Origin of the sequence: Thermomonospora umbrina (assembly GCF_003386555.1) — a bacterium.
In the GTDB taxonomy this organism is placed as follows: domain Bacteria; phylum Actinomycetota; class Actinomycetes; order Streptosporangiales; family Streptosporangiaceae; genus Thermomonospora; species Thermomonospora umbrina.
Window position 1 is genome coordinate 1,414,965 of the sequence record NZ_QTTT01000001.1, and the last position, 23,286, is coordinate 1,438,250.

Annotated in this window: 20 protein-coding genes; 11 read left to right on the forward strand and 9 right to left on the reverse strand. The window is 72.6% G+C overall.

Going from position 1 to position 23,286, the window contains the following annotated elements:
• The first annotated feature begins 28 nt into the window (after window positions 1-28).
• Entirely contained in the window at window positions 29-2,269 is a 2,241-nt protein-coding gene (locus tag DFJ69_RS06085; RefSeq protein ID WP_116021569.1) for a terpene synthase family protein, read from the forward strand.
• Here the strand turns inward: DFJ69_RS06085 and DFJ69_RS06090 are convergent.
• Window positions 2,245-3,255: a phage baseplate protein gene (locus DFJ69_RS06090; protein ID WP_245974067.1), complete on the reverse strand. Its 1,011-nt coding sequence runs from the start codon at window positions 3,253-3,255 to the stop codon at window positions 2,245-2,247. The two genes, DFJ69_RS06085 and DFJ69_RS06090, sit on opposite strands and share 25 nt — an antisense overlap.
• A gap of 182 nt (window positions 3,256-3,437) precedes the next feature.
• On the opposite strand from DFJ69_RS06090, the gene DFJ69_RS06095 reads away from it, so the two are divergent.
• Entirely contained in the window at window positions 3,438-3,950 is a 513-nt protein-coding gene (locus DFJ69_RS06095; protein WP_116021571.1) for a hypothetical protein, read from the forward strand.
• Here DFJ69_RS06095 and DFJ69_RS06100 read toward each other — a convergent pair.
• From DFJ69_RS06100 to DFJ69_RS06115, 4 genes are all read right to left on the reverse strand, one after another.
• Window positions 3,941-4,372, reverse strand: a complete 432-nt coding sequence (locus DFJ69_RS06100) for a cupin domain-containing protein (RefSeq protein ID WP_116021572.1) — start codon at window positions 4,370-4,372, stop codon at window positions 3,941-3,943. The two genes, DFJ69_RS06095 and DFJ69_RS06100, sit on opposite strands and share 10 nt — an antisense overlap.
• Window positions 4,373-4,472: 100 nt before the next feature.
• The gene (locus DFJ69_RS06105; protein ID WP_116021573.1) at window positions 4,473-6,596 is read right to left on the reverse strand and encodes a xanthine dehydrogenase family protein molybdopterin-binding subunit; all 2,124 of its coding nucleotides are present in this window, start codon (window positions 6,594-6,596) and stop codon (window positions 4,473-4,475) included.
• Window positions 6,593-7,585, reverse strand: coding sequence for an FAD binding domain-containing protein (locus tag DFJ69_RS06110; RefSeq protein ID WP_116021574.1), 993 nt, complete (start codon window positions 7,583-7,585; stop codon window positions 6,593-6,595). The genes DFJ69_RS06105 and DFJ69_RS06110 overlap by 4 nt, the downstream gene beginning before the upstream one ends.
• Complete coding sequence (locus DFJ69_RS06115) at window positions 7,582-8,088, reverse strand: 2Fe-2S iron-sulfur cluster-binding protein (protein WP_116021575.1); 507 nt, start codon at window positions 8,086-8,088, stop codon at window positions 7,582-7,584. Before DFJ69_RS06115 ends, DFJ69_RS06110 begins: the two co-directional genes overlap by 4 nt.
• Before the next feature lie 179 nt (window positions 8,089-8,267).
• Between DFJ69_RS06115 and DFJ69_RS06120 the strand changes: the two genes are divergently transcribed.
• Entirely contained in the window at window positions 8,268-9,248 is a 981-nt protein-coding gene (locus tag DFJ69_RS06120; RefSeq protein ID WP_116021576.1) for a TIGR03557 family F420-dependent LLM class oxidoreductase, read from the forward strand.
• Window positions 9,249-9,295: 47 nt separating this feature from the next.
• On the forward strand, window positions 9,296-9,964 hold the full coding sequence (locus DFJ69_RS06125) for a TetR/AcrR family transcriptional regulator (protein WP_245974069.1): 669 nt from the start codon (window positions 9,296-9,298) through the stop codon (window positions 9,962-9,964).
• Between the two features lie 134 nt (window positions 9,965-10,098).
• Here the strand turns inward: DFJ69_RS06125 and DFJ69_RS06130 are convergent, their stop codons facing one another.
• Window positions 10,099-10,560: an RsbRD N-terminal domain-containing protein gene (locus tag DFJ69_RS06130; RefSeq protein WP_116021577.1), complete on the reverse strand. Its 462-nt coding sequence runs from the start codon at window positions 10,558-10,560 to the stop codon at window positions 10,099-10,101.
• Window positions 10,557-11,777, reverse strand: a complete 1,221-nt coding sequence (locus tag DFJ69_RS06135) for an acyl-CoA dehydrogenase family protein (protein WP_116021578.1) — start codon at window positions 11,775-11,777, stop codon at window positions 10,557-10,559. The genes DFJ69_RS06130 and DFJ69_RS06135 overlap by 4 nt, the downstream gene beginning before the upstream one ends.
• A gap of 304 nt (window positions 11,778-12,081) precedes the next feature.
• Between DFJ69_RS06135 and DFJ69_RS06140 the strand changes: the two genes are divergently transcribed.
• Window positions 12,082-13,317: a DUF6745 domain-containing protein gene (locus tag DFJ69_RS06140; protein WP_116021579.1), complete on the forward strand. Its 1,236-nt coding sequence runs from the start codon at window positions 12,082-12,084 to the stop codon at window positions 13,315-13,317.
• 33 nt (window positions 13,318-13,350) lie between these two features.
• On the forward strand, window positions 13,351-13,815 hold the full coding sequence (locus DFJ69_RS06145; protein ID WP_116021580.1) for a hypothetical protein: 465 nt from the start codon (window positions 13,351-13,353) through the stop codon (window positions 13,813-13,815).
• A 10-nt stretch (window positions 13,816-13,825) separates the two neighbouring features.
• Here the strand turns inward: DFJ69_RS06145 and DFJ69_RS06150 are convergent, their stop codons facing one another.
• Window positions 13,826-15,370, reverse strand: coding sequence for a penicillin-binding transpeptidase domain-containing protein (locus tag DFJ69_RS06150; RefSeq protein WP_147312224.1), 1,545 nt, complete (start codon window positions 15,368-15,370; stop codon window positions 13,826-13,828).
• A 74-nt stretch (window positions 15,371-15,444) separates the two neighbouring features.
• A complete protein-coding gene (locus tag DFJ69_RS06155) occupies window positions 15,445-16,023 on the reverse strand; it encodes a dihydrofolate reductase family protein (RefSeq protein WP_116021582.1) in 579 nt (192 codons plus the stop codon).
• A gap of 137 nt (window positions 16,024-16,160) precedes the next feature.
• Between DFJ69_RS06155 and DFJ69_RS06160 the strand changes: the two genes are divergently transcribed.
• The 5 genes from DFJ69_RS06160 to DFJ69_RS06180 all read left to right on the forward strand — a co-directional run bounded on the left by DFJ69_RS06160 (window position 16,161) and on the right by DFJ69_RS06180 (window position 23,279).
• Window positions 16,161-19,379 (forward strand): AfsR/SARP family transcriptional regulator, encoded by a 3,219-nt coding sequence (locus tag DFJ69_RS06160; RefSeq protein ID WP_116026436.1) that lies wholly within the window; start codon window positions 16,161-16,163, stop codon window positions 19,377-19,379.
• Between the two features lie 53 nt (window positions 19,380-19,432).
• Window positions 19,433-20,017, forward strand: coding sequence for a DUF4232 domain-containing protein (locus DFJ69_RS06165; protein ID WP_211328525.1), 585 nt, complete (start codon window positions 19,433-19,435; stop codon window positions 20,015-20,017).
• 162 nt (window positions 20,018-20,179) lie between these two features.
• Window positions 20,180-21,892 carry a S8 family peptidase gene (locus DFJ69_RS06170; protein WP_116021584.1) on the forward strand — a complete coding sequence of 571 codons (1,713 nt, stop codon included), beginning with the start codon at window positions 20,180-20,182 and terminating at the stop codon, window positions 21,890-21,892.
• Window positions 21,893-22,032: 140 nt separating this feature from the next.
• Window positions 22,033-22,473 (forward strand): carboxymuconolactone decarboxylase family protein, encoded by a 441-nt coding sequence (locus tag DFJ69_RS06175; protein WP_116021585.1) that lies wholly within the window; start codon window positions 22,033-22,035, stop codon window positions 22,471-22,473.
• Window positions 22,474-22,613: 140 nt separating this feature from the next.
• On the forward strand, window positions 22,614-23,279 hold the full coding sequence (locus tag DFJ69_RS06180) for an HU family DNA-binding protein (RefSeq protein ID WP_116021586.1): 666 nt from the start codon (window positions 22,614-22,616) through the stop codon (window positions 23,277-23,279).
• The last annotated feature ends 7 nt before the right edge of the window (window positions 23,280-23,286 follow it).

The following is a 23,286-nucleotide window of genomic DNA, read 5'->3' on the forward strand; positions in this document are numbered from 1 at the left end:
TCGCCGGATCCGAGGAGACGAGACGCGCATGCAGCCGTTCACGATGCCGGACTTCTACCTGCCGTATCCCGCCAGGCTGAACCCGCATCTGGAGGGCACCCGCGAGCACAGCACCGCGTGGGCGCGACGGATGGGCATGCTGGACGCGCCCAGGCCCGGCGGCGGCGTCGTGTGGGACGAGGCGGCGCTGGACCGGATGGACTACCCGCTGATGTGCGCCTACACCCACCCGGACTGCGACGGCCCGGCCCTCGACCTGATCACCGACTGGTACGTGTGGGTCTTCTTCTTCGACGATCACTTCCTGGAGCACTTCAAGTACTCCCGCGACCTGAGCGGCGCGCAGGCGTACCTGGACCGGCTGGACCGCTTCATGACCGCGCCCGGCGAGGAGCCCCCCGAGCCGGAGAACCCCGCCGAGGCCGGGTTGCGCGACCTGTGGGCGCGGACCGTCCCGTCCATGTCGGACGGCTGGCGGCGGCGCTTCACCGACAGCACCCACAACCTGATGATCGAGTCGATGTGGGAGCTGGACAACATCGATCGGGGCCGCATCGCCAACCCCATCGAGTACGTCCAGATGCGGCGGCGGGTCGGCGGCGCGCCCTGGTCGGCCAACCTCGTGGAGTACGCGGTCGGCGCGGAGGTCCCCGACGACCTGGCCGCCACCCGGCCCGTGGAGGTGCTGGTCGCCACGTTCGCCGACGCGGTCCACCTGCGCAACGACCTGTTCTCCTACGAGCGCGAGGTGCGCGAGGAGGGCGAGAACTCCAACGCCGTCCTGGTCTTCGAGCGGTTCTTCGACTGCCCCACGCAGGAGGCGGCCGAGCTGGTCAACGACCTGCTGACCTCGCGTCTGCAGCAGTTCGAGAACACCGCCCTGCTGGAGGTGCCCGCGCTGCTGGCCGACCGCGCGGTGCCGCCCGACGGGCAGCTCGCCGTGGCGCTGTTCGCCAAGGGCCTCCAGGACTGGCAGGCGGGCGGGCACGAGTGGCACGCGAGGTCCAGCCGCTACATGAACGACGACGTGCCCTCGGCGGAGGTGCCCCTTCTGGGCGGCCCGACCGGTCTGGGCACCTCGGCGGCCCGGCCCGTGGACCCCTCCGCCCGGCTCGGGCTCCGCGTCCGGGCGCGGCAGCACTCCCACGTCCCGCATCGCCCCGTGGGGCCGCTGCGGCTCCCCGAGATCTCCATGCCCTTCCCGATCCGCACCAGCCCGCACCTGGCCGCCGCGCGGGAGCACGTCGTGGAGTGGAGCCGGGAGATGGGCTTCTTCGAGTCGGTGCCGGGGGTGGAGGCCGGCGGCGTCTGGGACGAGCGCCGGCTGCGGGTCTTCGACCTCGCCCACTGCGCCGCGATGATCCACGCCGACGCCGAGCCGGACCGGCTCTTCCTCAGCTCCGACTGGCTGTCGTGGGGGACGTTCGGGGACGACTACTTCCCGCTCGTGTTCGGCAAGCGCCGCGACCTGGCGGCGGCCAAGCTCTGCAACGACCGGCTGTCCCTGTTCATGCCGCTGGACGGCGAGGTCGCCCCGACACCCGTGGGCCCGATCGAGCGCGGTCTGGACGATCTGTGGCGGCGCACCGCCGGGCCGATGCAACCCGCCGACCGGGCCCGGTTCCGGGTGGCGGTGGAACGGATGACCGAGAGCTGGCTGTGGGAGCTGGGCAACGAGGCCCGCCGGCGGGTCCCGGACCCGATCGACTACGTCGAGATGCGCCGTCGGACGTTCGGCTCGGACATGACGATGAGCCTGGCGAAGCTGTCCCGGGCCGACGTGGTGCCGTCCGAGCTCTACCGCACCCGGACGGTGCGCGAGCTGGAGACGGCCGCGATGGACTACGCGTGCTTCACCAACGACCTGTTCTCCTATCAGAAGGAGGTCGAGTTCGAGGGGGAGGGCCACAACCTGGTGGTGGTCGTGGAGTCCTTCCTCGGCGTCGACCGCGACCGCGCCGCGCAGGTGGTGGCCGACCTGATGACGGCGCGGATGGAGCAGTTCCAGCACATCGTCGCCACCGGGCTGCCGGCCCTCTTCGAGGAGGCCGACCTCGACGAGACCGTGCGGGCCGCCCTGCGTCGGCACGCCGACGAGCTCAAGGACTGGATGTCCGGCATCCTCGAATGGCACGTGCGCTGCGCCCGGTACTTCGAGGACGAGCTGATCCGCACGTATCGTCCGGTGCGCCCGACGCTGCCGTTCGCGCCCTCGGGCCTGGGCACCTCGGCGGCCCGCTCCCTCTACCGGGCCGGCGCGTCCTTGTAGAAGAGGTTGGCCCGGCGGTGCCCGACCCGGCCGGAGGCGATGCCGAGGAAGAGCCGCACCTCGCCGCGTCCGGTGCGGTAGACGGCCAGCCCCTCCGGCTCGCGATGGGTCAGGCTCCGGCCCGCCTTGGTGAGCGTGGGGCCGGCCACCCGCCTGCCCGTGTTCAGGTCGATGGTGGAGAGCCTGGCGTTGCCGGGAGGCGGGTTCTCCTCGCCGTATTCGTTGCCATGGAACGTGTACAGATATCTGCCGTACAGGGCGTATCCCTGGAACGTCTCCCCGCCCTGGGACGGAAGCGCGACGTCGGCGAGCCGCCTGTCGTAGCGGCGCGCCTTCACATCGGCCAGATTGTAGACCGCGACGCGCCAATTGCCCTTCTTGTACCGCATGGCGAGGCGGTTGTTGACCGGGTCGATGGTGGCGGTGACCCCGGTGATGCCGGGAATGGGCCGGTGTTTGGCGAGGGCCGGCGAGTCGTTCTCCAAGGTGGCCCCGTCGACGTACTTGAAGCGCGCCAACCGGGTGCCGCGGGCGCTGTCGCTCGCGGGGTGCGGGTCCACCTCGACCCACAGATAGGTGGCGGAGCCGGACGGCTCGACGCCGATCGCGACCCCGTGCCCGAAGCCCCGCAGGCGCATGTGGCCCTTGAGGCGCCCGGCGTGGTCGAGCCTGTTGATCGTGAGGTCGCCCCGGTGGTCGGAGAACGGGCCCCGCGCGACCTGTGCCGCGAAGAGCCGCCGGTTGCGGAGGTCGAAGCCGAAACTCTGCATGACCGTTCCGTCCCTGAGCCGCCGGTGCCGGAACAACTCGTGCGACGGTTCGGTCAGGTCGAATCGCTGTGAGTCGGGCAGTCTCGCGGCCGGTCGGGACCGGGCCTCTCCGGGGACGCCGGACGCCCCCGCCGTGAATCCGCCGAGGATCAGCACCGCCGCCGCCACCGGCGCGGCACGGCGCACTCCTCCCGGATATCCGGCTGTTGTCTGCATCGCGGGCACTTCCCGTCTGGTCGGTCACGAGATCGCGGACACCACGAATGCTAACGAGGCGACTTTCCGGCGAAGAAAATCTCGCTGGAATGGTCGGGTAAACACCGCATTGGTCGTACCGCACATCAAAGACGAATCCCCCTGGACCGGACGGGCGGGCGGCGTGCGATCATCGTCCGGTGATGGCAGGCGAGACGCTCTTCGAGCAGGTCGGCGAGGTCGTCCGCGGATCGGCCCCGCGCGATCTGGGCCGGCCGCGGATCCAGGTGCGGCGCACCGGTGTCAAGGTCTGGTTCGGCGACGAGACGCCGCTCCGGGAGCACTACGAGGCGCAGGTGATCGCCGCCGACATCGTGACCGAGGCGCGCACGGCGGCCCTGGAGATCGGGTTCCACTCCGAGCACCCCAAGGAGGCCGACAACGCCGCCCTGCTCGACGCGCTGGGCGCGCGGGCCGACCGGTGGCGGCCCGCGTTGGGCGAGGACGCGGTCGCCGGGGACTTCCTCGGGCGCGGCGGCTGGCGACGGATCTCCGAGACCTGGCTCGACCCCGATCTCGAGGGCTCCGACCCCGCCGACCTGGCCGACCTCGCGTTCGAGATCGGGGTACGGCTGGTGGACTACATCCGGGTGCTGGAGCCGCACCGCCGCGCCGTCGGGCCCGGATCCGGGCCCCGGCCCGGCGCTCAGCCGTAGCCGCAGCCCGGGTCGGGCACGTCGTGGGCCAGCGGGCTGCCCACCGGGATGATGGAAAGGGTCGACAGGAGGACCGGGACCGCGCCGAGGTTGCGCCCGATGTGGACGTGCTCGGGCCCGGGCGGCTCGACGATCAGACTGCCCTCCGGATGCGCCACCGTCGTCCGGCAGTCCGCCAGGGTGCGGGTCAGCGTGCCGCGGACCACCCGCGCGTACAAAGGGCCGTCGTGGTAGTGCCAACCGGTACTGCCGCCCGGGTCGAGGGCGATCTCCCGGAGGACGTAGTCCCGATCGCCCACCCTCGCCCGGGCGACGGTCCGCGCCGTCGCACCGGATCGGGGAGCGGCGACGACCGTTTCGGAGGTCATGGTGAGCGTGGCCGCCGTCAGCGTCGTCAGGGCCGCCGCGTGAAGCAACCGCATCAGAGCCGTCTCCTTTTTGGAGACGGCGTACCCCCGCCCGACGCGCATCGGCACCGGACGGGCCAGACTGTGATCGGGTCGAGACCCGCAGTGGCGAGGTCTAGGCGGCGGTGCGGGAGTCCGGCCCGGTCCGCCCGACGAGCTTGTCCGGGGTGACCGGCAGGTCGCGCACGCGGACGCCGGTGGCGTGGTGGACGGCGTTGACGATGGCGGCGGGCGCGCCGACGATGCCGATCTCGCCGATGCCCCGGGCGCCCATCGGACCGGCGAACGGGTCCACCTCGTCCAGCCAGACGGCGTCGACGTCCTGCACGTCGGCGTTGGCGGCGATGTGGTACGTGGCCAGGTCGTGGTCGATCACGTGGCCGAACCGGGGATCGACCACCGACTGCTCGTACAGCGCGGCGGACAGGCCCATGGTCATGCCCCCGATGAGCTGGGACCGGGCGGTGCGCGCGTTGATGACGCGGCCCACGGAGAACACGCCGAGCATCCGCCGGACCCGGACCTCTCCCGTGTCGGCGCTCACCCGCACCTCGGCGAACTGGGCCCCGAAGGAGTGCAGCGCGACCTTCTCGGCCGCCGGGTTGTCCGGGACGGTGCCGGTGGCCTCGGCGCCCGGCTCGGGACGGGGGCCGTGCCGGTCGCGGAAGGCGCGGGCCGCGCCGACGACCGCAGAGCCCCACGAGGACAGGCCGGAGGAGCCCCCGGCGACGGTGGCCTGCGGGAGATCGGTGTCGCCGATCTCCAGCCGGATCACCTTGGCCGGGACCTCCAGCGCGTCGGCGGCGATCTGGGTGAGGGCCGTCCACGTGCCGGTGCCGATGTCGGCGGCGGCGATGCACACCTGGTAGCAGCCGTCGGAGCCGTACCGGATGAGGGCGTGGTTGCCGGGCATCAGCTCGCGCGGATAGGTCGCGGCGGCCACCCCGGTGCCCTCCAGCCACCCGTCGTGGAGGCGGGTTCCGGGTTCCGGGTCGCGTCGTTCCCAGCCGAACAGCCGGGCCCCCTCGCGCAGGCACTCGACGAGACGCCGACTGGAGAACGGCTTGCCCGTCTCGGGGTCGGTGCCGGGCTCGTTGCGGACCCGCAGCTCGATCGGGTCGAGGCCGCAGGCGAGGGCGAGTTCGTCCATCGCGACCTCGGCGGCGTACATGCCGGGGAACACGCCCGGGGCCCGCATCCAGAATGGCGGCGGGACGTCCAGCGCGGCCAGCCGGTGGGAGGTATGCCGGTCGGCGGCGGCGTACATCATCCGGGACACGGTGGTGGACTGCTCGGCGAACTCGTTGATGCGCGAGGTCTGCTCAATCGCGTCGTGGGCGAGGGCCACCAGCCTCCCGTCCGTCCCGGCGCCGAGCCGTACCCGTTGGATGGTGGGCGTGCGGTAGCCGACCACGGCGAACATCTGCTGGCGGGTGACGGCGAGCTTCACCGGCCGTCCGCCCACCACCCGAGCGGCCAGGCACGCCAGGACGTTGTGCGCGTGGGGGGTGCCCTTGCTGCCGAAGCCGCCTCCCACGTGCGGGGAGACGACGCGGATGCGCTCGGGTTCGAGCCCCAGCACCGGTGCCAGCTTCCGCCGGACCACGTAGACGCCCTGGGTCGAGTCGTACAGGGTCAGCCCTCCCCCGTTCTCCGCGTCCCAGATGGCGATGCAGGCGTGCGGCTCCATCGGGTTGTTGTGCTCCATCGGGGTCGTGTACGTGTGGTCGATGACGACGGGCGCGTGCGCCAGCGCCTCGTCCACATCCCCGCTGTCGGTGTCGGTCTCCTTGCCCGCGTTGACGACGTCCGGCGCGTACAGGTCGTCGCGGTCGGCGCGCAGCTCGACGTCGTGGGGCCACCGGTCGTACTCGACGCGGACGAGGTCGGCGGCGTATCGGGCGATCTCGAGGGACTCGGCCACGACCACGCCGATGAACTGCCCCCGGTAGTGGACCCGGTCGTCCTGGAGGACCCACAGCTCCTTGTCGTCGTCGGCGGCGAGGCGCGGCGCGTTCTCGTGGGTGAGCACCGCGACCACGCCCTCCACGGCCTCGGCGGCGGAGGCGTCGAACGTGGTGATGCGCCCGCGCGCGATGGTGGACTGCACCGGATGCAGGTAGAGCGGGTCGGTGACGGGCTGCTCGTAGGCGTAGACGGCCTCGCCGGTGACCTTGACGTGCCCGTCCAGCCGTTCCAGCGGACGGCCCATCTCGTTGGCCCGGAGGGTCTCGGTCATGCCCGTTCCTCCTCGCGTGCCAGGTCGTGCAGGACGGCGACGAGGGTGTTGCGGGCCATGGGGACCTTGAACGCGTTGTGCGCCAGCGGGCGGGCCTCGGCCAGCTCCGCGTCGGCGGCGGCGCGGAAGTCCTCCGGCCGGGCACCGCGCAGCGCCTCCTCGGCCCGGCGGGCGCGCCAGGGCTTGTGCGCGACCCCGCCGAACGCGACGCGGGCCGAGACGATCGACCCGTCGTCCCCCATCTCCACCGCCGCCGCGACGGAGACCAGGGCGAACGCGAACGAGGCGCGTTCGCGGACCTTGCGATAGGCGGACCTGGCCGCCATCGGGAGCGGGGGCAGGTCCACGGCGGTGATCAGGTCGCCGTGGTCGAGCACGGTGTCACGCTGCGGCTCGTCGCCGGGAAGCCGGTACAGCTCCGTGACGGTAAGGGTGCGCTCGCCGGCCGGACCGAGGATCCTCACCTCCGCGTCCAGGGCGGCCAGCGCCACCGCCATGTCGGACGGGTGGACGGCCACGCACTGCTCGGAGGCCCCGAGGATCGCGTGGTCCTTGTTGTGGCCCTCCAACGCCGAGCATCCGGTGCCGGGATCGCGCTTGTTGCAGGGCGTCGTGACGTCCTGGAAGTAGGGGCAGCGGGTGCGCTGCAGGAGGTTCCCCCCGGTGGTCGCGAGGTTGCGGAGCTGGCCGGACGCGCCCGCCAGCAGCGCCGCCGCCAGGACCGGGTAGCGCTGCCGGACGAGCGGATGGGCGGCCACGTCGCTGTTGCGCACCGCCGAGCCGATCCGCAGTCCGCCGTCGGGACGGGCCTCGATCGTGTCGTAGGGCAGCCGGGACACGTCCACCAGCAGGTCGGGGTGGGCGATCCCGAGCTTGAGATGGTCGACCAGGTTGGTGCCCGCGCCCAGGAACATCGCCCCGGGGCGCTCGGCCACCGCCGTGACCGCGCCGCCCGCGTCCTCGGCCCGCCGGTACTCGAACGGCCTCACCGCGCCACCTGCCGGATCGCCGCGACGATGTTGACGTACGCGCCGCAGCGGCACAGGTTGCCGCTCATCCGCTCACGGATCTCGGCGTCGTCCAGGTCGGGCGCGGGACCGGCGAGGTCGCGGGTCGCGTGGCTGGGCCAGCCGGCCTTGGCCTCCTCCAGCATGCCGACGGCCGAGCAGATCTGCCCCGGGGTGCAGTAGCCGCACTGGAACGCGTCCCGGTCGAGGAAGGCCCGCTGGACCGGATGGGGCTCCGCGCCCTCGGCCAGGCCGTCGGCGGTGGTGATCCGCGCCCCGTCGTGGGCGACGGCGAGCGCCAGGCAGGTGGTCGCCCGTCGTCCGTCCAGCAGGACGGTGCAGGAGCCGCACTGGCCGTGGTCGCAGCCCTTCTTCGGGGAGGTCAGGCCCAGCCGTTCCCGCAACGCGTCGAGCAGGGTGGTCCGGGTGTCCACGGTCAGCGTCCGCCACTGGCCGTCCACGTGGAGCGTGATCGAGGATTCCATGGCCGGGGTCCCTCTCGTCGGCGTCTCGGCGAGTCGGGCCTACCCACATTCGTCCTGGTCACCCCAGCTTGTGCCCGCGCCCGCAGTACGGCGCCGACCTCACGTGTCGGCCGGCTCGGGCGTTTACCTCAGGGGACGAGCGGACACGTTGTGTGCCGAAGACATTCCAGGGGGTAATCATGCAGATCGGGTACAAGCTGGCGGCCGAGGCGTTCGGGCCGGCCGAGCTGATCCGTCAGGCGGTACGGGCCGAGCAGGCCGGGTTCGACTTCGTGGAGATGAGCGACCACTTCCATCCCTGGCTGGAGAGCCAGGGGCACTCCCCGTTCGCGTGGGCGGTGCTGGGCGGGATCGCCGAGCGCACCGAGCGCATCGGGCTGGCGACCGGGGTGACCTGCCCGACCGTGCGGTACCACCCGGCCATCATCGCGCAGGCCGCCGCGACGCTGGCGCTGATGTCGGGCGGCCGGTTCACCCTCGGCATCGGCTCCGGGGAACGGCTCAACGAGCACGTGGTGGGCAGGGAGTTCCCCGACTCCACCGCCACCCGGCACGAGATGCTGCGCGAGGCGCTGGAGATCATCCGGCTGCTGTGGCAGGGCGGCTACCGCTCCTACGAGGGCCGGCACCTACAACTGCGGGACGCCCGGATCTTCGACCTGCCCGACGAGCCGCCGATGATCGCGGTGGCCGCGTCCGGCCGCCGGTCGGCCGAGATCGCCGCCGACCTCGGGGACGGGCTGTTCGCCACCGAGCCCAAGCCGGAGATCGTCCGCCACTACCGGGAGGCGGGCGGGCGCGGCCCCGGCTACGCCGAGGTCTTCCTCGCCTGGGCGCCCGACAAGCACGCGGCGGCCAAGGCGGCGCTGGACGGCGCGCGGTTCGCGATCCCGGGCTGGAAGGTCATGAGCGAGCTCCCCAACCCGGTCAACTTCGCCGCCGCCACCATGACGGTCCGGGAGGAGGACATCATGGAGCGCTTCGCCTGCGGCCCCGACCCCGACCGGCATCTGGAGGTCGCCCAGCAGTACGTCGACGCGGGCTTCGACCGGCTGGTCATGATGAACAACGGCCCCGACCCGGACGGGTTCATCGACTTCTACGCCGACGAGCTGGACGCGAGGATCCGGAGGCTGGAGCCCAGCGGCAGAACGCGATGACGGCCTGACACCCGGTTCGCCACGGAATCGGCCACTACGATGGGCCGGTGCCGACACCCTCCGGCGCGCGGCTCACCGCCGACGACCGTCGCCGCCAACTCGTCGGGATCGGCCTGCGGATGCTCGTCCACCGGCCGATCCACGAGCTGTCCCTCGACGCGGTCGCCGCCGAGGCGGGGATCTCGCGCAGCCTGCTGTTCCACTACTTCCCGACCAAGCGCGACTTCTATGTGGCGGTGGTCCGCGCCGCCGCCCGCGGACTGATCCGGCAGACGCTCCCGGACGCCGACGCCCCGCCCGCCGAACGCCTCCGGCAGGCCCTGGACGCCTTCGTGACGTTCATCGAACGGCACCGCGAGCCCTACCTGGCACTCCTGCGGGGCGCGGCGGGCGGCGCCGACTACGTCATCGAGATCCACGAGCAGACCCGGGACACCTTCGTCGCCCACGCCCTGTCGGCCCTGGCCCCCGTGGAGCCGACCCGCCGGGTGGACCTGGTCATCCGCGGCTGGTTCGGCTTCGTCGAGGACACCGTGCTGGGCTGGGCCAAGGACCGCCCGTTCCCCCGCACCGAACTGCTGGACCTCCTGCACGACGCACTCCCCGCCCTCCTCACCGCGGCCTCCCCCGGCCAGTCCGCCGAGATCCGCCGCCACCTCACCCTCCCCACCCCGCCCCCACCCTCGGCCCCCGACCCGGGCCCGACCCCGGCTTAGGGCTCGGACTCCGGTCCGGGTACGGGTACGGCCTCGGTTTCAGGTCCGGCCCCAAGCCCGGGTTGAGGTTCCGCCTCGGATCCGAGTTTGGCCTCGGGCCCGGGCCCGGGTTCGGGGGCGGGGTGGTGAGGGGGTCAGTCCTGGAGGACGCCGCTGAGGGCTCGGCGGTAGCCGATGGCGGCGGCGCGCATGATGGCGGCCTGGCACTCGAAGGCGTTGTCGGCGACCCGGCACAGGGTGGGGGCGGGGAGGCCGAGCTCCTCGGCGGCCTTGACCACCCAGCGCATGAGGACTCGGCCGCCGGCGCACACGCTGCGGTGCAGTTCGCGCAGGTCGCGGCCGGTGCGGGCCTCGTGGACGCCCACGCGTTCGAAGACGTCCAGGACGTCGGGGGCGTCCTCGCCCTGCACCCACATGACCACCACGCCGCGGAGGATGCCGGGGGCGCGGGAGTCGACGGCCAGGTCGAAGCGGTGGTCGTCGGGGGCCCGCCGGCCGGCCAGTTCCTCGCACGTGTCCGCGATGATGCGGTCGAGGTGGTCGCAGAGGTGGAAGGCCAGGTCGGCCATGCCGGCCCGCCCCGTCTCGCCGATCATCGCCGTATCCCGTACGGTGCGAGTTCCAGTCGGGCGACGACGCCGCGGTGGACCTCGTCGGGGCCGTCGGCCAGCCGGATCGCGCGGGCCATCGTCCAGGCGGCCGCCAGCGGGTGGTCGTCGGTCAGGCCCGCGCCGCCGTGCAGTTGCATCGCCATGTCGATCACCTGTTGGGCCATCAGCGGCACCGCGACCTTGATCTGCGACACCTGCGACAGCGCGCCGAGCACGCCCTGGGTGTCCAGCAGCCAGGCGGTGTAGAGCACCAGCAGCCGGGCCTGCTCGATGGCGATGCGGGCGTCGGCGATGCGTTCGCGGTTGCCGCCGAGATTGATCAGCGGCTTCCCGAAGGCCACCCGTTCGGTGCCGCGCCGACACGCCATCTCCAGCGCCATCTCGGCGGCGCCGATCAGCCGCATGCAGTGGTGGACACGGCCCGGTCCGAGCCTGCTCTGCCCGATCTCGAAACCCCGGCCGGGGCCCAGCACGATCGAGGAGGCCGGAAGTCGCACGTCCCGGAAGGACACCTCGCCGTGTCCGGAGGGCTCGTCCAGCCGCCCCATCACCGGGAGCATCCGCTCCACGGTGACACCGGGCGCGTCCTTGGGCACGAGCACGATCGAGTGTTGTCGATGGCGGTGGGCCGTCGGATCGGTCAGCCCCATGAACAGGATGACGTCGCAGCGCGGATGTCCGACGCCGGTGCTGAACCACTTGCGCCCGTTCAACACCACCTCGTCACCGTCGAGGGTCGCGGTGGCGGCCATGTTGGTGGCGTCGGAGGAGGCGACCTCGGGCTCGGTCATGCAGAACGCCGACCGGATCTCCCCGTCCAGCAACGGACGCAGCCAACGCTCCTTCTGCTCGGGGGTGCCGAACTGATGCAGCACCTCCATGTTGCCCGTGTCGGGGGCATTGCAGTTGAACACCTCCGCCGCGATGAACGAACGCCCCATCACCTCGGCGATCGGCGCGTACTCGACGTTCGACAGGCCCGCGCCCTCGTGCGGGTCCGGCAGGAACAGGTTCCACAACCCGGCCGCCCGGGCCTTGCCCTTGAGCTCCTCGATCAGCGGGAACACCCGCCATCGCTCATCGGGCGGCAGCGCCAACAACTCGCGGAGGTGCCCCTCCTCCACCGGTGCGATCTGCTCCGCCATGAACGCGCGGACGCGCTGCAGATACTCCTGGGCCTTCGGCGACGGGGTGAAATCCATGCCCCTCATCCTTGTCGAGCGATGCTCAACAGGCTAGGGCAGGAGTTGAACAATGCTCAACGAATGGCCCCGACGTGACATCCACCACACCGGGCAACCTTGCCGGCGGAACGTCGAATGCCGAGGTCGGACGCTCATCGACGACCCGTTCCGGGCACAATTCCGAACGCAATTCCGTCGCGCGGATGACCGCAACACCTCCTCGGGTCGGGCCGCAGAACGCGGATAAGGGCTTGCGCGACGGGCCGGCCGGCTGTGACCATCGGCGCATGATCGAAAGTAAAGGCGGCCGCGAAGTCGCCCGGTGAGCGCCGCGCGCGGGGCCGGGCCCCGCATCGACGCCGACGACCGACCGCACGCGGCGATCGACATCAGGGACGAGTGGCGGCGGCACGCGCTGTCGGCCCTCCCCGCTGATCGCCCGGCCGCCGAGGCGGCCATCTCCGAGTTGTACCGACTGATCGATCGTCGGCCTCCCCGATTCGTGTGGGTGGACTCCCCGGCGGGCCTTCTCACGGTGCTCCGCTCCGACGGGGGCCCCGAGCCCTCCGATCTGCGGCTCTCGTCCCTGCCGAACCGGCTGGAAGACTGGCCGATCGCCTCCCAACTCGCCCATCTCACCTCCACCCTGCGGAACCGCCTGGACGCCGGCATCCGAAGACGCGTGTCCAGTCGCCCCCTGACGGGCCCGGACAGCAGGGCCCTCGCGCGCAGCCAACCCCCCGTGGAGGCGCTGCGGCAGGGCGCCCGTCTGGAGCACGTGGTCGAGGCCACGGTCTGGGAGTCCCTCGACGCCTCCGTGAACGACACCGTGCGGGCACCATTGCGCGCCGCCCTCATGAGCCTGGCGGGCGGTTCGACGGGCCTCACCTGGTACGGCCAGCACGACGCGCACTGGATCGCCCGCTACGACGCCTGGCGGCGGCTCGACCTGCTGAGGGTCCTCCCCTCCGAGGACCGCCTGCTCGACACGTGGTCGGCGCTCGCGCGGTCCTGCGGCTGGTGGTGGCCCTTCGACGACACGTGCGTCGTCTCCGAACGCCCGGTCGCCGTGCACACCGAGCCGATGCCCGGCGGCCTGCACGGGCAGACGCGTCTGCACCACGACGACGTGCCGGCCGTGCGGTACGCCGACGGCTGGGGCCTGTACGCCCTGCACGGCACCCCCGTTCCGGAATGGGTCATCACCGACCCGACGGCCGAGCGCATCACCGGCGAGCGCAACATCGAGGTGCGGCGCTCCGCCATCGAGCGGATCGGCTGGGACGCCTACATCCGCGACGCCGGCCTCGACCTGGTCGCCGTGGCGCCCGACCCCGGGAATCCGGGCTGTGACCTGCACCTGTACGACATGCCCGCGCGGGCCTGGGGCCCTCCCTCACGGGTGCTGCTGGCCGTCAACGGCTCCGTCGAACGCGACGGCCGCCGTCGCCGGTACGGACTGACCGTGCCCTCCGACCTCGACGACCCCGTCGCCGCGGCGGGCTGGTCGTACGGGCTGTCCGCCGAGGTGTACGCCCGGCTGCTCCGCCGCACCTGAGCCCTTCCCTTCGAGACCACAAAGGTGAACGCCATGTCCGTGACCCTTGCCCATCTGACCGAACTCACCGGACTCGACGTCCTCGACCACCTGGAGCGGGAGACCACCGTTCCGATCGTCGACGGGCTCCAGGCCCAAGGCGACCTCATCGTCGTCCCGCTCGGCCTCATTCCCGAGGTGACCGTCACCACCTACGCCCGCTGGCGGACGGTGCCCGGCACCGGCCTGGAGCTGCTGCGGAGCGCGTCCGGCGGCAACCCGCACACGCTCGTCGCCGACCACGGCACGTGCGCCTGGACGACCGAACTCCGCGACCCCACGGGCCTGGCCCTGGGTGTCCTGCGCACCAGCGCGCCCGCCTACCTGATCCACCCCGAGCACGGCGGCAGCGGCATCGCCCCGGGCCACTACGTGGTGCGCCGTCAGCGGGAGGGCGGCGGGCAGAGCCGGAGGCACTCCACGACGACCTCGTTCGGCACCCGGTTCATCGCGGACTGACCGCGCGCGTTCAGCGGCCCTTGAGGAAGTCGGCGGCCAGGGGGGCGGCGACGTCGGAGCCCGCGCCGCCGTGGGCGACCAGGACGGCGAAGGCGAGGTCGTCGTGATAGCCGATGAACCAGGCGTGGGCCTCGCCGCCGCCGACCTCGGCCGTGCCGGTCTTGCCCGCCGTGCCGTCCGGGAGGCCCGCGCGTTCGGCGGTGCCGTCGGTGACGACCGCGCGCATCAGGGTCCGCAGGGCCGAGGCGTTCGGGATCTCGCGCGAACGCTGCGGGCGCTCGCCGTGGTCGCGGATGAGGTCGGCGTCGACCAGCCGCGGCGAGCGCCAGGTCCCGTCCGCGACGGCCGCCGCGACCATGGCCATGACCAGCGGACTCGCCTGCACCCGGCCCTGGCCGATGGACGCCTCGGCCAGCTCCGCGCCGCTCTCCGGCTCGGGGAAGGAGCCCCGCAGGGCGGCGATGCCGGGGGCGATGGGGCCGCCGAAGCCGAAGGTCTCGGCGGCGGAGGCGAGCGCGTCGTCGCCGAGTCGTTCGACACCCAGCCGGGCGAAGGTGGTGTTGCACGAGGCCGCGAACGCCCGCCGCAGCGAGGTGCCGCCCAAGGCGAGGCCGTCGGAGTTGCGGATCGTGCGCTGCGCGGTGACGACCGAGGCCGGGCAGTCGACGCCGGCCCCGGCCGACATCCCGTCCGACAGCAGCGCGGACGCGGTGACGACCTTGAACGTCGAGCCGGGCGGGTAGGCGCCGAGAAAGGCGTTGCGTCCGCCGAGGGCGTCGGCGACGGCGAGGATCTCCCCACTGGACGGCCGTACGGCGACGATCGCGGCGTCGTCCCGGCCGGAGATCGCCTTCTCGGCGGCCGTCTGCAGTCGCCGGTCCAGCGTGGTGCGGATCGACCGGGCGAACTGCGCGGCGGCGCCGCCGAGCACGGCCAGACGCCGGGGCCGGGACCCGCGCTCGATGAGATCGACGGCCCAGCCGGGATCGCCCTTCGGGCCCTGGTCGTACCGCTCGTCCAGGGCGACCACGTACCCCTGGAGGCGGCCCGTGTCGGGGAGCGGCCGGCCGTCACGGTCGGCGAAGCCCGTCGGCGAGCCCTCGGTCTGGGTCAGCTTCCAGGTGGCGGGGCCGCGGAGTTCGGGATGCAACGTGGCGGGCGTCCACAGGACCCGCCAGCGCCGGTCGACGAGGCCGTACCGGATCGTCGCCCGGAACCTCCAGGTGACCCGGCCGCCGAGATTGCGGACGACCTCGTACTCCTGGTGCGCCCGGTCGGAGCCCTCCCGGACCAGCGGGCCGGGCGTCAACTCGATCGAGTAGACGGTCAGGCCGTTCGACAGGGCGCGGTGCCGCTCGGCGAAGTCGTCGGGGGCGTCGGCGACCATCCGCCCCATGTCGGCGAGGCCGCCCCGCTCCCAGGCGGCGAAGTAGTCGCGGGAGACGATCTCCGGGCTGCCCTTCACCCGGCGCGACTGCAGGAAGGCGAAGGCGCCGGCCACCAGGACCACGACGGCCAGCATCGCCGTGACACCGAGCACTCCCCGAGATCGCATGGCAGGGGATCATGCCATCGCCCCGGGCGGAGGAGGGCGGCCGGAATCGGCCGCCCTCCGCGTCTCCGAGGCGCTCAGGCGCCCTCGCCCTGCTCCGCGGCGGCGGTCGGGCGGTAGGTGGCGATGATCACACCGGTGCTGAAGACCTCCGTGCCGGCCAGTTCCAGCTTGGTCCCGAAGCCGTCCTTGGTGAGCATCTCGGCGGGGTCGCCGGTGCCGACGATCACCGGGTGGATCCACAGCCGCAGCTCGTCCAGCAGCCCGTGCTCCACCAGCGTGCGGGACAGATCACCGAAGCCGTACTGCAGGATGTCCTGGCCCGGCTCCTCCTTGAGGGCGGTGACCCGGGCGACCACGTCGTCGGAGATGACGGTGGTGTTCTTCCAGTCGGCCTTCTCCAGGGTGGTGGAGACGGCGTACTTCGGCATGGTGTTCATCCGGACGCCGAACTCCCCGGCGCTCTCCTCCATGCTCGGCCAGGCCTGGGCGAAGGCGTCGTAGGTCCGGCGGCCCATGATCAGGGCGTCGCAGGAGAACAACTGGTCGTTGGCGAAGCGGGCGGCCTCGTCGTTGAAGTACTGCATCGACCACAGGTGCGGCTTGTCGATGACGCCGTCCAACGAGATGTACGTGGAGCTGATGATCTTGCGCATGGCGGTCTCCTCAGGGTTTCGGTGTTCCCGGGGGGCTTGCTCGTCCCTCCCGACGTCACTCACTCTGGCGGACCCCGTTTACGGGATCCTTACGGTTCGTTTTCCCCTCTTACCGGACGACCGTTATCGTGCCGACCATGCGTTTCGGGGTGTTGGGACCGCTCGCCGTGTGGACCGACGACGGCGCGCTCCTGTCCGTGCCGGGGATCAAGGTGCGCGCACTGCTGGCCGATCTGCTGGTGCACGAGGGCCGTCCGGTCCCCGCCGACCGGCTGATCGACGACCTGTGGGGCGAGGCGCTCCCGGGCAACCCGGCCGGGGCGCTGTCCGCCAAGGTCTCCCAGCTCCGCCGCATCCTGGAGGACGCGCAGCCCGGGGCCCGCGCCCTGGTGCCGTTCCGCCCGGCGGGCTATCTCCTGCAGGTCGACGACGACCGGGTGGACGCGCACCGGTTCCGCGCCCTGACGGGACGGGCCCGCGACACGGCCGATCCGGCGGCCCGGGCGGCGGTGCTGGCCGAGGCGCTCGCGCTGTGGCGGGGCCCGGCGCTGGCCGACTTCGCGGACGAGCCGTTCGCGCAGGCGACGGTGGCGCGGCTGGAGGAGCTGCGGCTGACCACGCTGGAGGACCACGCGGAGGTCCGGCTCGTCCTCGGTGAGCACGGCGTGCTGGCCGGGGAGCTCGGCGACCTGCTGGCCGAGCACCCGCTGCGGGAACGGCTCCGCGCCGCGCACATGCGCGCGCTGTACCGGGCGGGCCGCCAGACCGAGGCGCTGGAGAGCTACGAGCGGCTGCGGACGGAGCTGTCCGACCAGCTCGGCCTGGATCCGAGCCCCGAGCTGGCCGCCCTGCACCGGGCGATCCTCGTTCAGGACGCCTCGTTGGACGCGCCGGTGCGTCCGTCGGCGGCCCGGACGCGCACCAACCTGCATCCTCCGGCGACCGGTCTGATCGGGCGGGACGACGCGGTGGCCGAGGTCGCCGCCCGGCTGGGCGAGGACCGGCTCGTCACGCTGACCGGCCCCGGCGGGGTGGGCAAGACCCGGCTGGCGATCGAGGCCGCCGGGAGGCTCGCGGGCGCGCATCCGGACGGGGTGTGGATGGCGGAGCTGGCCGCGATCGAGGCGTCCGGCGGCCCGGAGCCCGCCGATGTGGTGATGCGCGTGCTGGACGTGCGGGACTCCCCCGGCGGGGCGGCCTCGCCCGCCGGCCGGCTCACCGCCGCGCTCCGCGACCGACGGCTGCTGCTCGTCCTGGACAACTGCGAGCACGTCGTGGAGCAGGCCGCCGAGCTGGCGGAGGAGCTGCTGCGGGACGTTCCCGGCATGCGGGTGCTGGCGACGAGCCGGGAGCCCCTCGGCGTGCCCGGCGAGGTGGTCTGGACCGTCCCTCCGCTGGAGGTGCCCGAGTCCCCCGACACGCTCGATCCCGAGCTGATCGCGCGGGCCGGCGCGGTGCGCCTGTTCGTCGACCGGGCGTCGGCGGCCTCGCGCGGGTTCCGGCTGGACGCCGAGTCGGCCGCCGCGGTGGCGGTGCTGTGCCGGCGGCTGGACGGCATCCCGCTGGCGCTGGAGCTGGCCGCGACACGGGTGCGGGCGCTGGGCGTGCACGGGCTGCTGGCGCGGCTGGACGACCGGTTCCGGCTGCCGGCGGCCGGACGGCGCGGCGTCCCCGAACGGCAGCGGACGCTGACGGCCGTGATCGACTGGAGCTGGGAGCTGCTGTCGGAGCCCGAACGGACGGTCCTGCGCCGGTTGGCCGTGCACGCCGACGGGTGTTCGCTGGAGGCCGCCGAGGCGGTCTGCTCCGGCGACGGGATGCCCGCGGACATGGTGCTCGACCAGTTGGTCCGGCTGGTGGACCGGTCCCTGGTGGTGATGACCGAACGCGGCGACGAGGGCCCCCGCTACCGGCTGCTGGAGTCGGTGGCCGCGTACTGCCTCGACCGGCTGGACGACAAGGGCGAGCAGCAGCGGGTACGGGAACGGCACCACCGCCACTACACCGAGCTGGCCGAACGCGCCGAGCCCCACCTGTACGGGCACGACCAGACCCGCCTGCTGCGGGTGCTCGACACGGAGGCCGCCAACCTGCGGGCCGCGATCGACGGGTCGGTCGCCGCCGGGCGCGCCGAGCAGGCGCTCCGGCTGGTGAACGCGCTGGCCTGGTACTGGTTCCTGCGGGGCAGGCTGACCGAGGCCCGCCGGTCGCTGGCGGCGGCGCTGGACCTCGGCGGCGAGCCCTCCGTGCACCGCGCCAAGGCGGTGGTGTGGCATGTGGGCCTGTCCGCCTTGCAGGGCGACGACATGGACTGGGCCTCCCGCCGGGACGTGGCGCTGGGCCTCGTCCGCGACGCCGGCGACCCGGCGCTGCTCGCCTGGGCGCGGTGGTTCCTGGCGTACACGGGCGGCGGGACCCCCGACACGACGGGCGTCGGCCTGCTGGACGAGGCGCTGGAGGGGTTCAGGGCGGCAGGTCACCGGTGGGGCGAGGCCGCCGCGCTCGTCCTGCGGGCCATGTACGCGCACTCCAGGAGCGACACCGAGGCCCTCCGCCGCGACGCGGGGACGGCGGCGCGACTGTTCGACGGGCTGGGCGATCGTTGGGGCCGGCTCCAGGCGGCCGAGTGGCTGGCGGCGCTCGCGGAGCTGACCGGCGACTACGACCGCGCCGCCCGGCTCATGCAGGACGCCCTGCACCGGGCCGAGGAGCTGAGGCTGTGGCAGGACGCCGCCGGGCTCCTGGGCTGGCTCGGCTGGATCTCCGTGATGCGCGGCGACACCGCGGCCGCCCGCCGGCACAGCGAACGGGCGCTGGCAATGGCGGGCGAACAGGGCAACCACATGGCCATGACGCTCGCCGAGATCTGCCTCGGCTACACCGCGCGGCGGGAGGGCCGGCTCGACGACGCCGAGAAGCACCTCGACGCGCTGCTCCGGGCGGTGCCGAAGGACCCCGACGCCGAGCCGCCGATGCATCTGACGCTGCTCCAGGTCGGCCTGGGCCACGTGGCCGAGCAGCGCGGCGACGCGGCCACCGCGCTCGCGTTCCACCGGGACGCCCTCGGGGTCGCCGTCCGATATGAGGGGCCCCGCGACCAGGTGGGCGCGCTCGAAGGGCTCGCCGGGGCGCTGAGCCTGGCCGGGGACCACGCCGTGGCCGCCCGGCTGCTGGGCGCCGCCGACGCGGTGCGCGGATCGCTCGGGCTGGCGCCGGGGCCCGCCGAACGCGAGGACCTCGACCGCATCACCGCCCGCATCCGCACCGGCCTTTCCGAGGACGACCTCACCGCCGAGCTCCGGCGCGGCGCGACCCTGTCGCCGGCCGACTTTCTGCGCGATATCGGGCCGTCCTGACGGTGTCCCACGGTCGGGGCACCGGCGGGACAAGCCCGTGGAATAATTGACCGGTGCTCGGTAAAGAACGTCTCCATAATCCCCTGTGGCTCGGAATGCCGATCACGGCGGTCGCGCTGGCACTGGCGGCCTGCAGCGGATCCGACCCGACGCCGAAGGCCGGCGGCCCGACGACGACCGCCGCCGCGACCCCGACCGTCGCCGCCTGTCCGGAGCCCGGCGTGATGATCAGACAGGGGACGGTCGAGGCCGCGATGGGGCTGCGGGTGATGGGCCTGGAAATGGTCAACTGCGGCGACCGCGCCTACACCGTGCACGGATACCCGGACCTGCGCGTTCTGGACGCGGAGAACCGTCCGATAAATGTCCGCGTCAGCCGGGGTTCCGCTGAGATTTCACGGATTGAGACCTTTGAGGCGCCCCCCGAGCAGGTCGAACTCCGGCCCGGCGAAACGGCGCGGGCCATGATCGTGTGGCGCAACACGGTGACCGACGGCACGGTGCCCGCGGCGCGCGGCGCACGGCTCGACATCGCCCCCGTCGCCGGAACGGCGCGGCAGACCGTCGCCCTCGACGAGGGCGGAATCGATCTCGGCACCACCGGCCGACTCGGCACGAGTCCATGGCTGCGCGACTGAGCGCAACCGGGACGGTCAACAGAAAGTGACCAGGACCACCCTTCACATAAAATGTCCCGTTTCGTGATCTGCAGAAGGGTCGCCAACGAAATGGGTTATCAGTACCGTCTGCTGGTCAGGTCATAAACCTGGGCATATCGCCTTACCACAGGAGGTGTGACAGTGCGGCGAGTCATCCTCGCGGTCACCGGTGTCGTCACCCTGACGACACTGGCGCTCCCCGCTCACGCGGGTCCGACCAGACCGCAGGCCACGGGGCCGGCCACCGAGTACGTGGTCCTCTACGAGCAGGGGGTCTCGCGGGAGCGGGCCCACGCGGCCGTGCAGGCCGCCGGCGGCACGATCGTCAAGGAGAACGCCGCCATCGGCGTCGCCACGGTCCGCACGAAGAACACCCGGTTCGTCGCCGACGCCGGGCGGCACCCGGCGCTGGTGGGCGCGGCCGCCAATATGACGATCGGCCGGGCGCCCACCGCGACCCGGACGGCCCGCAAGCCGATGACCGTCGAGAAGGAGGGCCACGGCATCGAGCGCCGCTCGGCCCACAAGGACCCCGTCAAGGGCGAGGAGCCCCTCGCCGGCCTCCAGTGGGACATGCGGCAGATCGACGCCACCCGCGACGGCTCGTACCGGGTCGAGCAGGGCGACCGGCGGGTGCTGGTCGGCGTCATCGACACCGGTGTCGACGGCTCCCACCCCGACATCAGGCCGAACTTCAACCGGGCGCTGAGCCGCAACTTCACCACCGACATCCCGGTCGACGCCGACGGCGCGGTGGTGGACGGCCCCTGTGAGGTGGCGAGCTGCGTCGACCCGGCGGACGTGGACGACAACGACCACGGCACGCACGTGGCCTCCACCATCGGCTCGCCGCGCAACGGGCTGGGTATCGCCGGCGTGGCCCCGAAGGTCTCCCTGGTCAACCTGCGCGCCGGGCAGGACTCGGGCTACTTCTTCCTCCAGCCGTCCGTCGACGCGCTGACCTACGCCGCCGACCACGGCGTCGACGTGGTCAACATGTCCTTCTACATCGATCCCTGGCTGTTCAACTGCGAGGCCAACCCCGCCGACTCGCCCGCGAACCGGGCCGAGCAGCGGATCGTCATCCAGGCCACGCAGCGGGCGTTGGACTACGCGCGGGCCAAGGGCGTGACCCTGGTCGCCGCCGCCGGCAACGAGGCCGCCGACTACACCAAGCCGTTCACCGACACCACCAGCCCGGACTTCGCGTCCGAGCCCGGTGAGAAGCCGTACGAGCGGCAGGTCCCGCCGAGCTGCCTGTCGATGCCGTCCGAGGGCGCGGGCGTCATCCCGGTCTCCTCGACCGGCATCAGCGAGCGCAAGGCGTACTACTCCAGCTTCGGACGGGGCTATGTCGCGGTGGCCGCGCCCGGCGGCGACAAGTACGACACCGCCGACGGCAGGCTGGACCACAACCGGGGCATCTGGGCCGCCTACCCCGAGCGGCTGGCCCGGGAGCGCGACGAGCTGAACGCCGACGGCACCCCGAAGGTCCCGCACCTCCTGCGGAGCTGCAAGAACGGTGTCTGCGGCTACTACCAGTCGATCCAGGGCACCTCGATGGCCTCACCGCACGCCGCCGGCGTCGCCTCCCTGATCGTCAGCCGGTACGGCCGCCCGCAGCACGGCGGCGGCCTGACCCTGCCGCCGCACGTCACTGAGGCGATCCTGCGCTCCACGGCCACGCCGAGGGCCTGCCCGCCCGGCGGCTCGTACACCTACACCCGATGGGTGCAGCAGCCCGACGGCAGCCTGAAGAAGGTCGTCGCGACGCACGTCTGCGAGGGCTCCAAGGGCCGCAACGGGTTCTACGGCAGCGGCGTGATCAACGCGCTCGGCGCCGTCTCCCGCTGAGCCGTCGTCCCCACCGAGGGCCCCGCGCCGCCCGGCGCGGGGCCCTTCCGTGTCGACGTTCCGCACCGTCTCCCCGTCCGACCGTCACATCGCGTCCGGCTGCGTCGTCTCCCTGGCGAACGACGAGAGGAGACCGACCGATGTCGCGACTGGATCTGCCGGCGACGGCGAGGGAGCCGTACCTGGCTCTGGTGCAGGTGGCCCAGACGATCTCCGAGGGTCCGCTGGACCGGATTCTCTGGCAATTGGTCAAGCTGCGCGCCTCGCAGCTCAACGGCTGCGTGTACTGCATCGACATGCACGCCCACGAGGCGCGCGAACTCGGGGAGGACGACGACCGGCTGTTCCAGCTCACCGCCTGGCGCGAGTCGGGGCTGTTCACCGCCGCCGAACGGGCGGCGCTGGACTACACCGACACGGCGACCCGACTGGGCGCGAACGGCGTGACCGACGCGGTGTGGGACGAGGTCACCGCGCACTTCGAGCCGGCGGAGACGGGGCATCTGGTGATGGCGGTGGCGCTGATCAACGCCTTCGACCGGATCGGCGACCCGCTGCGCCTCACGCCGGCGCGCCGCTGACCTCGAACGTCCGGGCCGGGTTCCCGCAGGCCGGCGGGGACTCGGCCCACGTCACATTTCCGCACATCTTTGGACGTACCGGCTTCGGCTGATCTAGCCTGACCCGCGTTAAGAGCCGTGGACGGCCGAGAGGACGCCAGATGAACAGGACCGAGCTGATCGAGGCCGTGGCGGTGCACGCCGGGACCGATCCCGGGGCGGCCCGTCGGCACGTGGACGCGGTCTTCGACGTGATCATGGAGCGGGTGACGGCGGGGGAACGCGTGCTGGTCACCGGCTTCGGCACCTTCGATCGGCTGTCCCGGCCCGCCAGGACCGCGCGCAACCCCCGCACCGGCCTGCCCGTGGCGGTGCCCGCCACCGAGGCGCCCCGCTTCCGGGTCGGCCAGACCTTCCGCGACCGGGTCGCGCGCGGCAACGGGGCGGAGCCCGCCAGGGCCCCCGCCCCGCCCATCGCCGAGCCGGTCAACGAGACCGCGCCGGCCGACAACCCCTCCGAGGACGTGATGAACGTGAAGACCACGAAAGCCGCGAAGTCCACGAAGACCGGCAAGAGCGGGAAGGTCGCGACGATCGTGAAGGCCGTGAAGGACCCGAAGGCCGCCAAGACCCCGAAGGCCGCCGTGGCCGGCAAGGGCGCCAAGGCCCAGAAGGCCGTCAAGCCCGCCAAGTCCGTGAAGGCCGCCAAGCCGAGCAAGCCGGGCAAGGGCGCCAAGGCCGTCGCCAAGGCTCCGAAGAAGGCCGGGGCCACCGGGAAGATCAAGACCGTCAAGGCCATCAAGGGTGGGAAGAAGGCCGCCCGGTAACACCGAC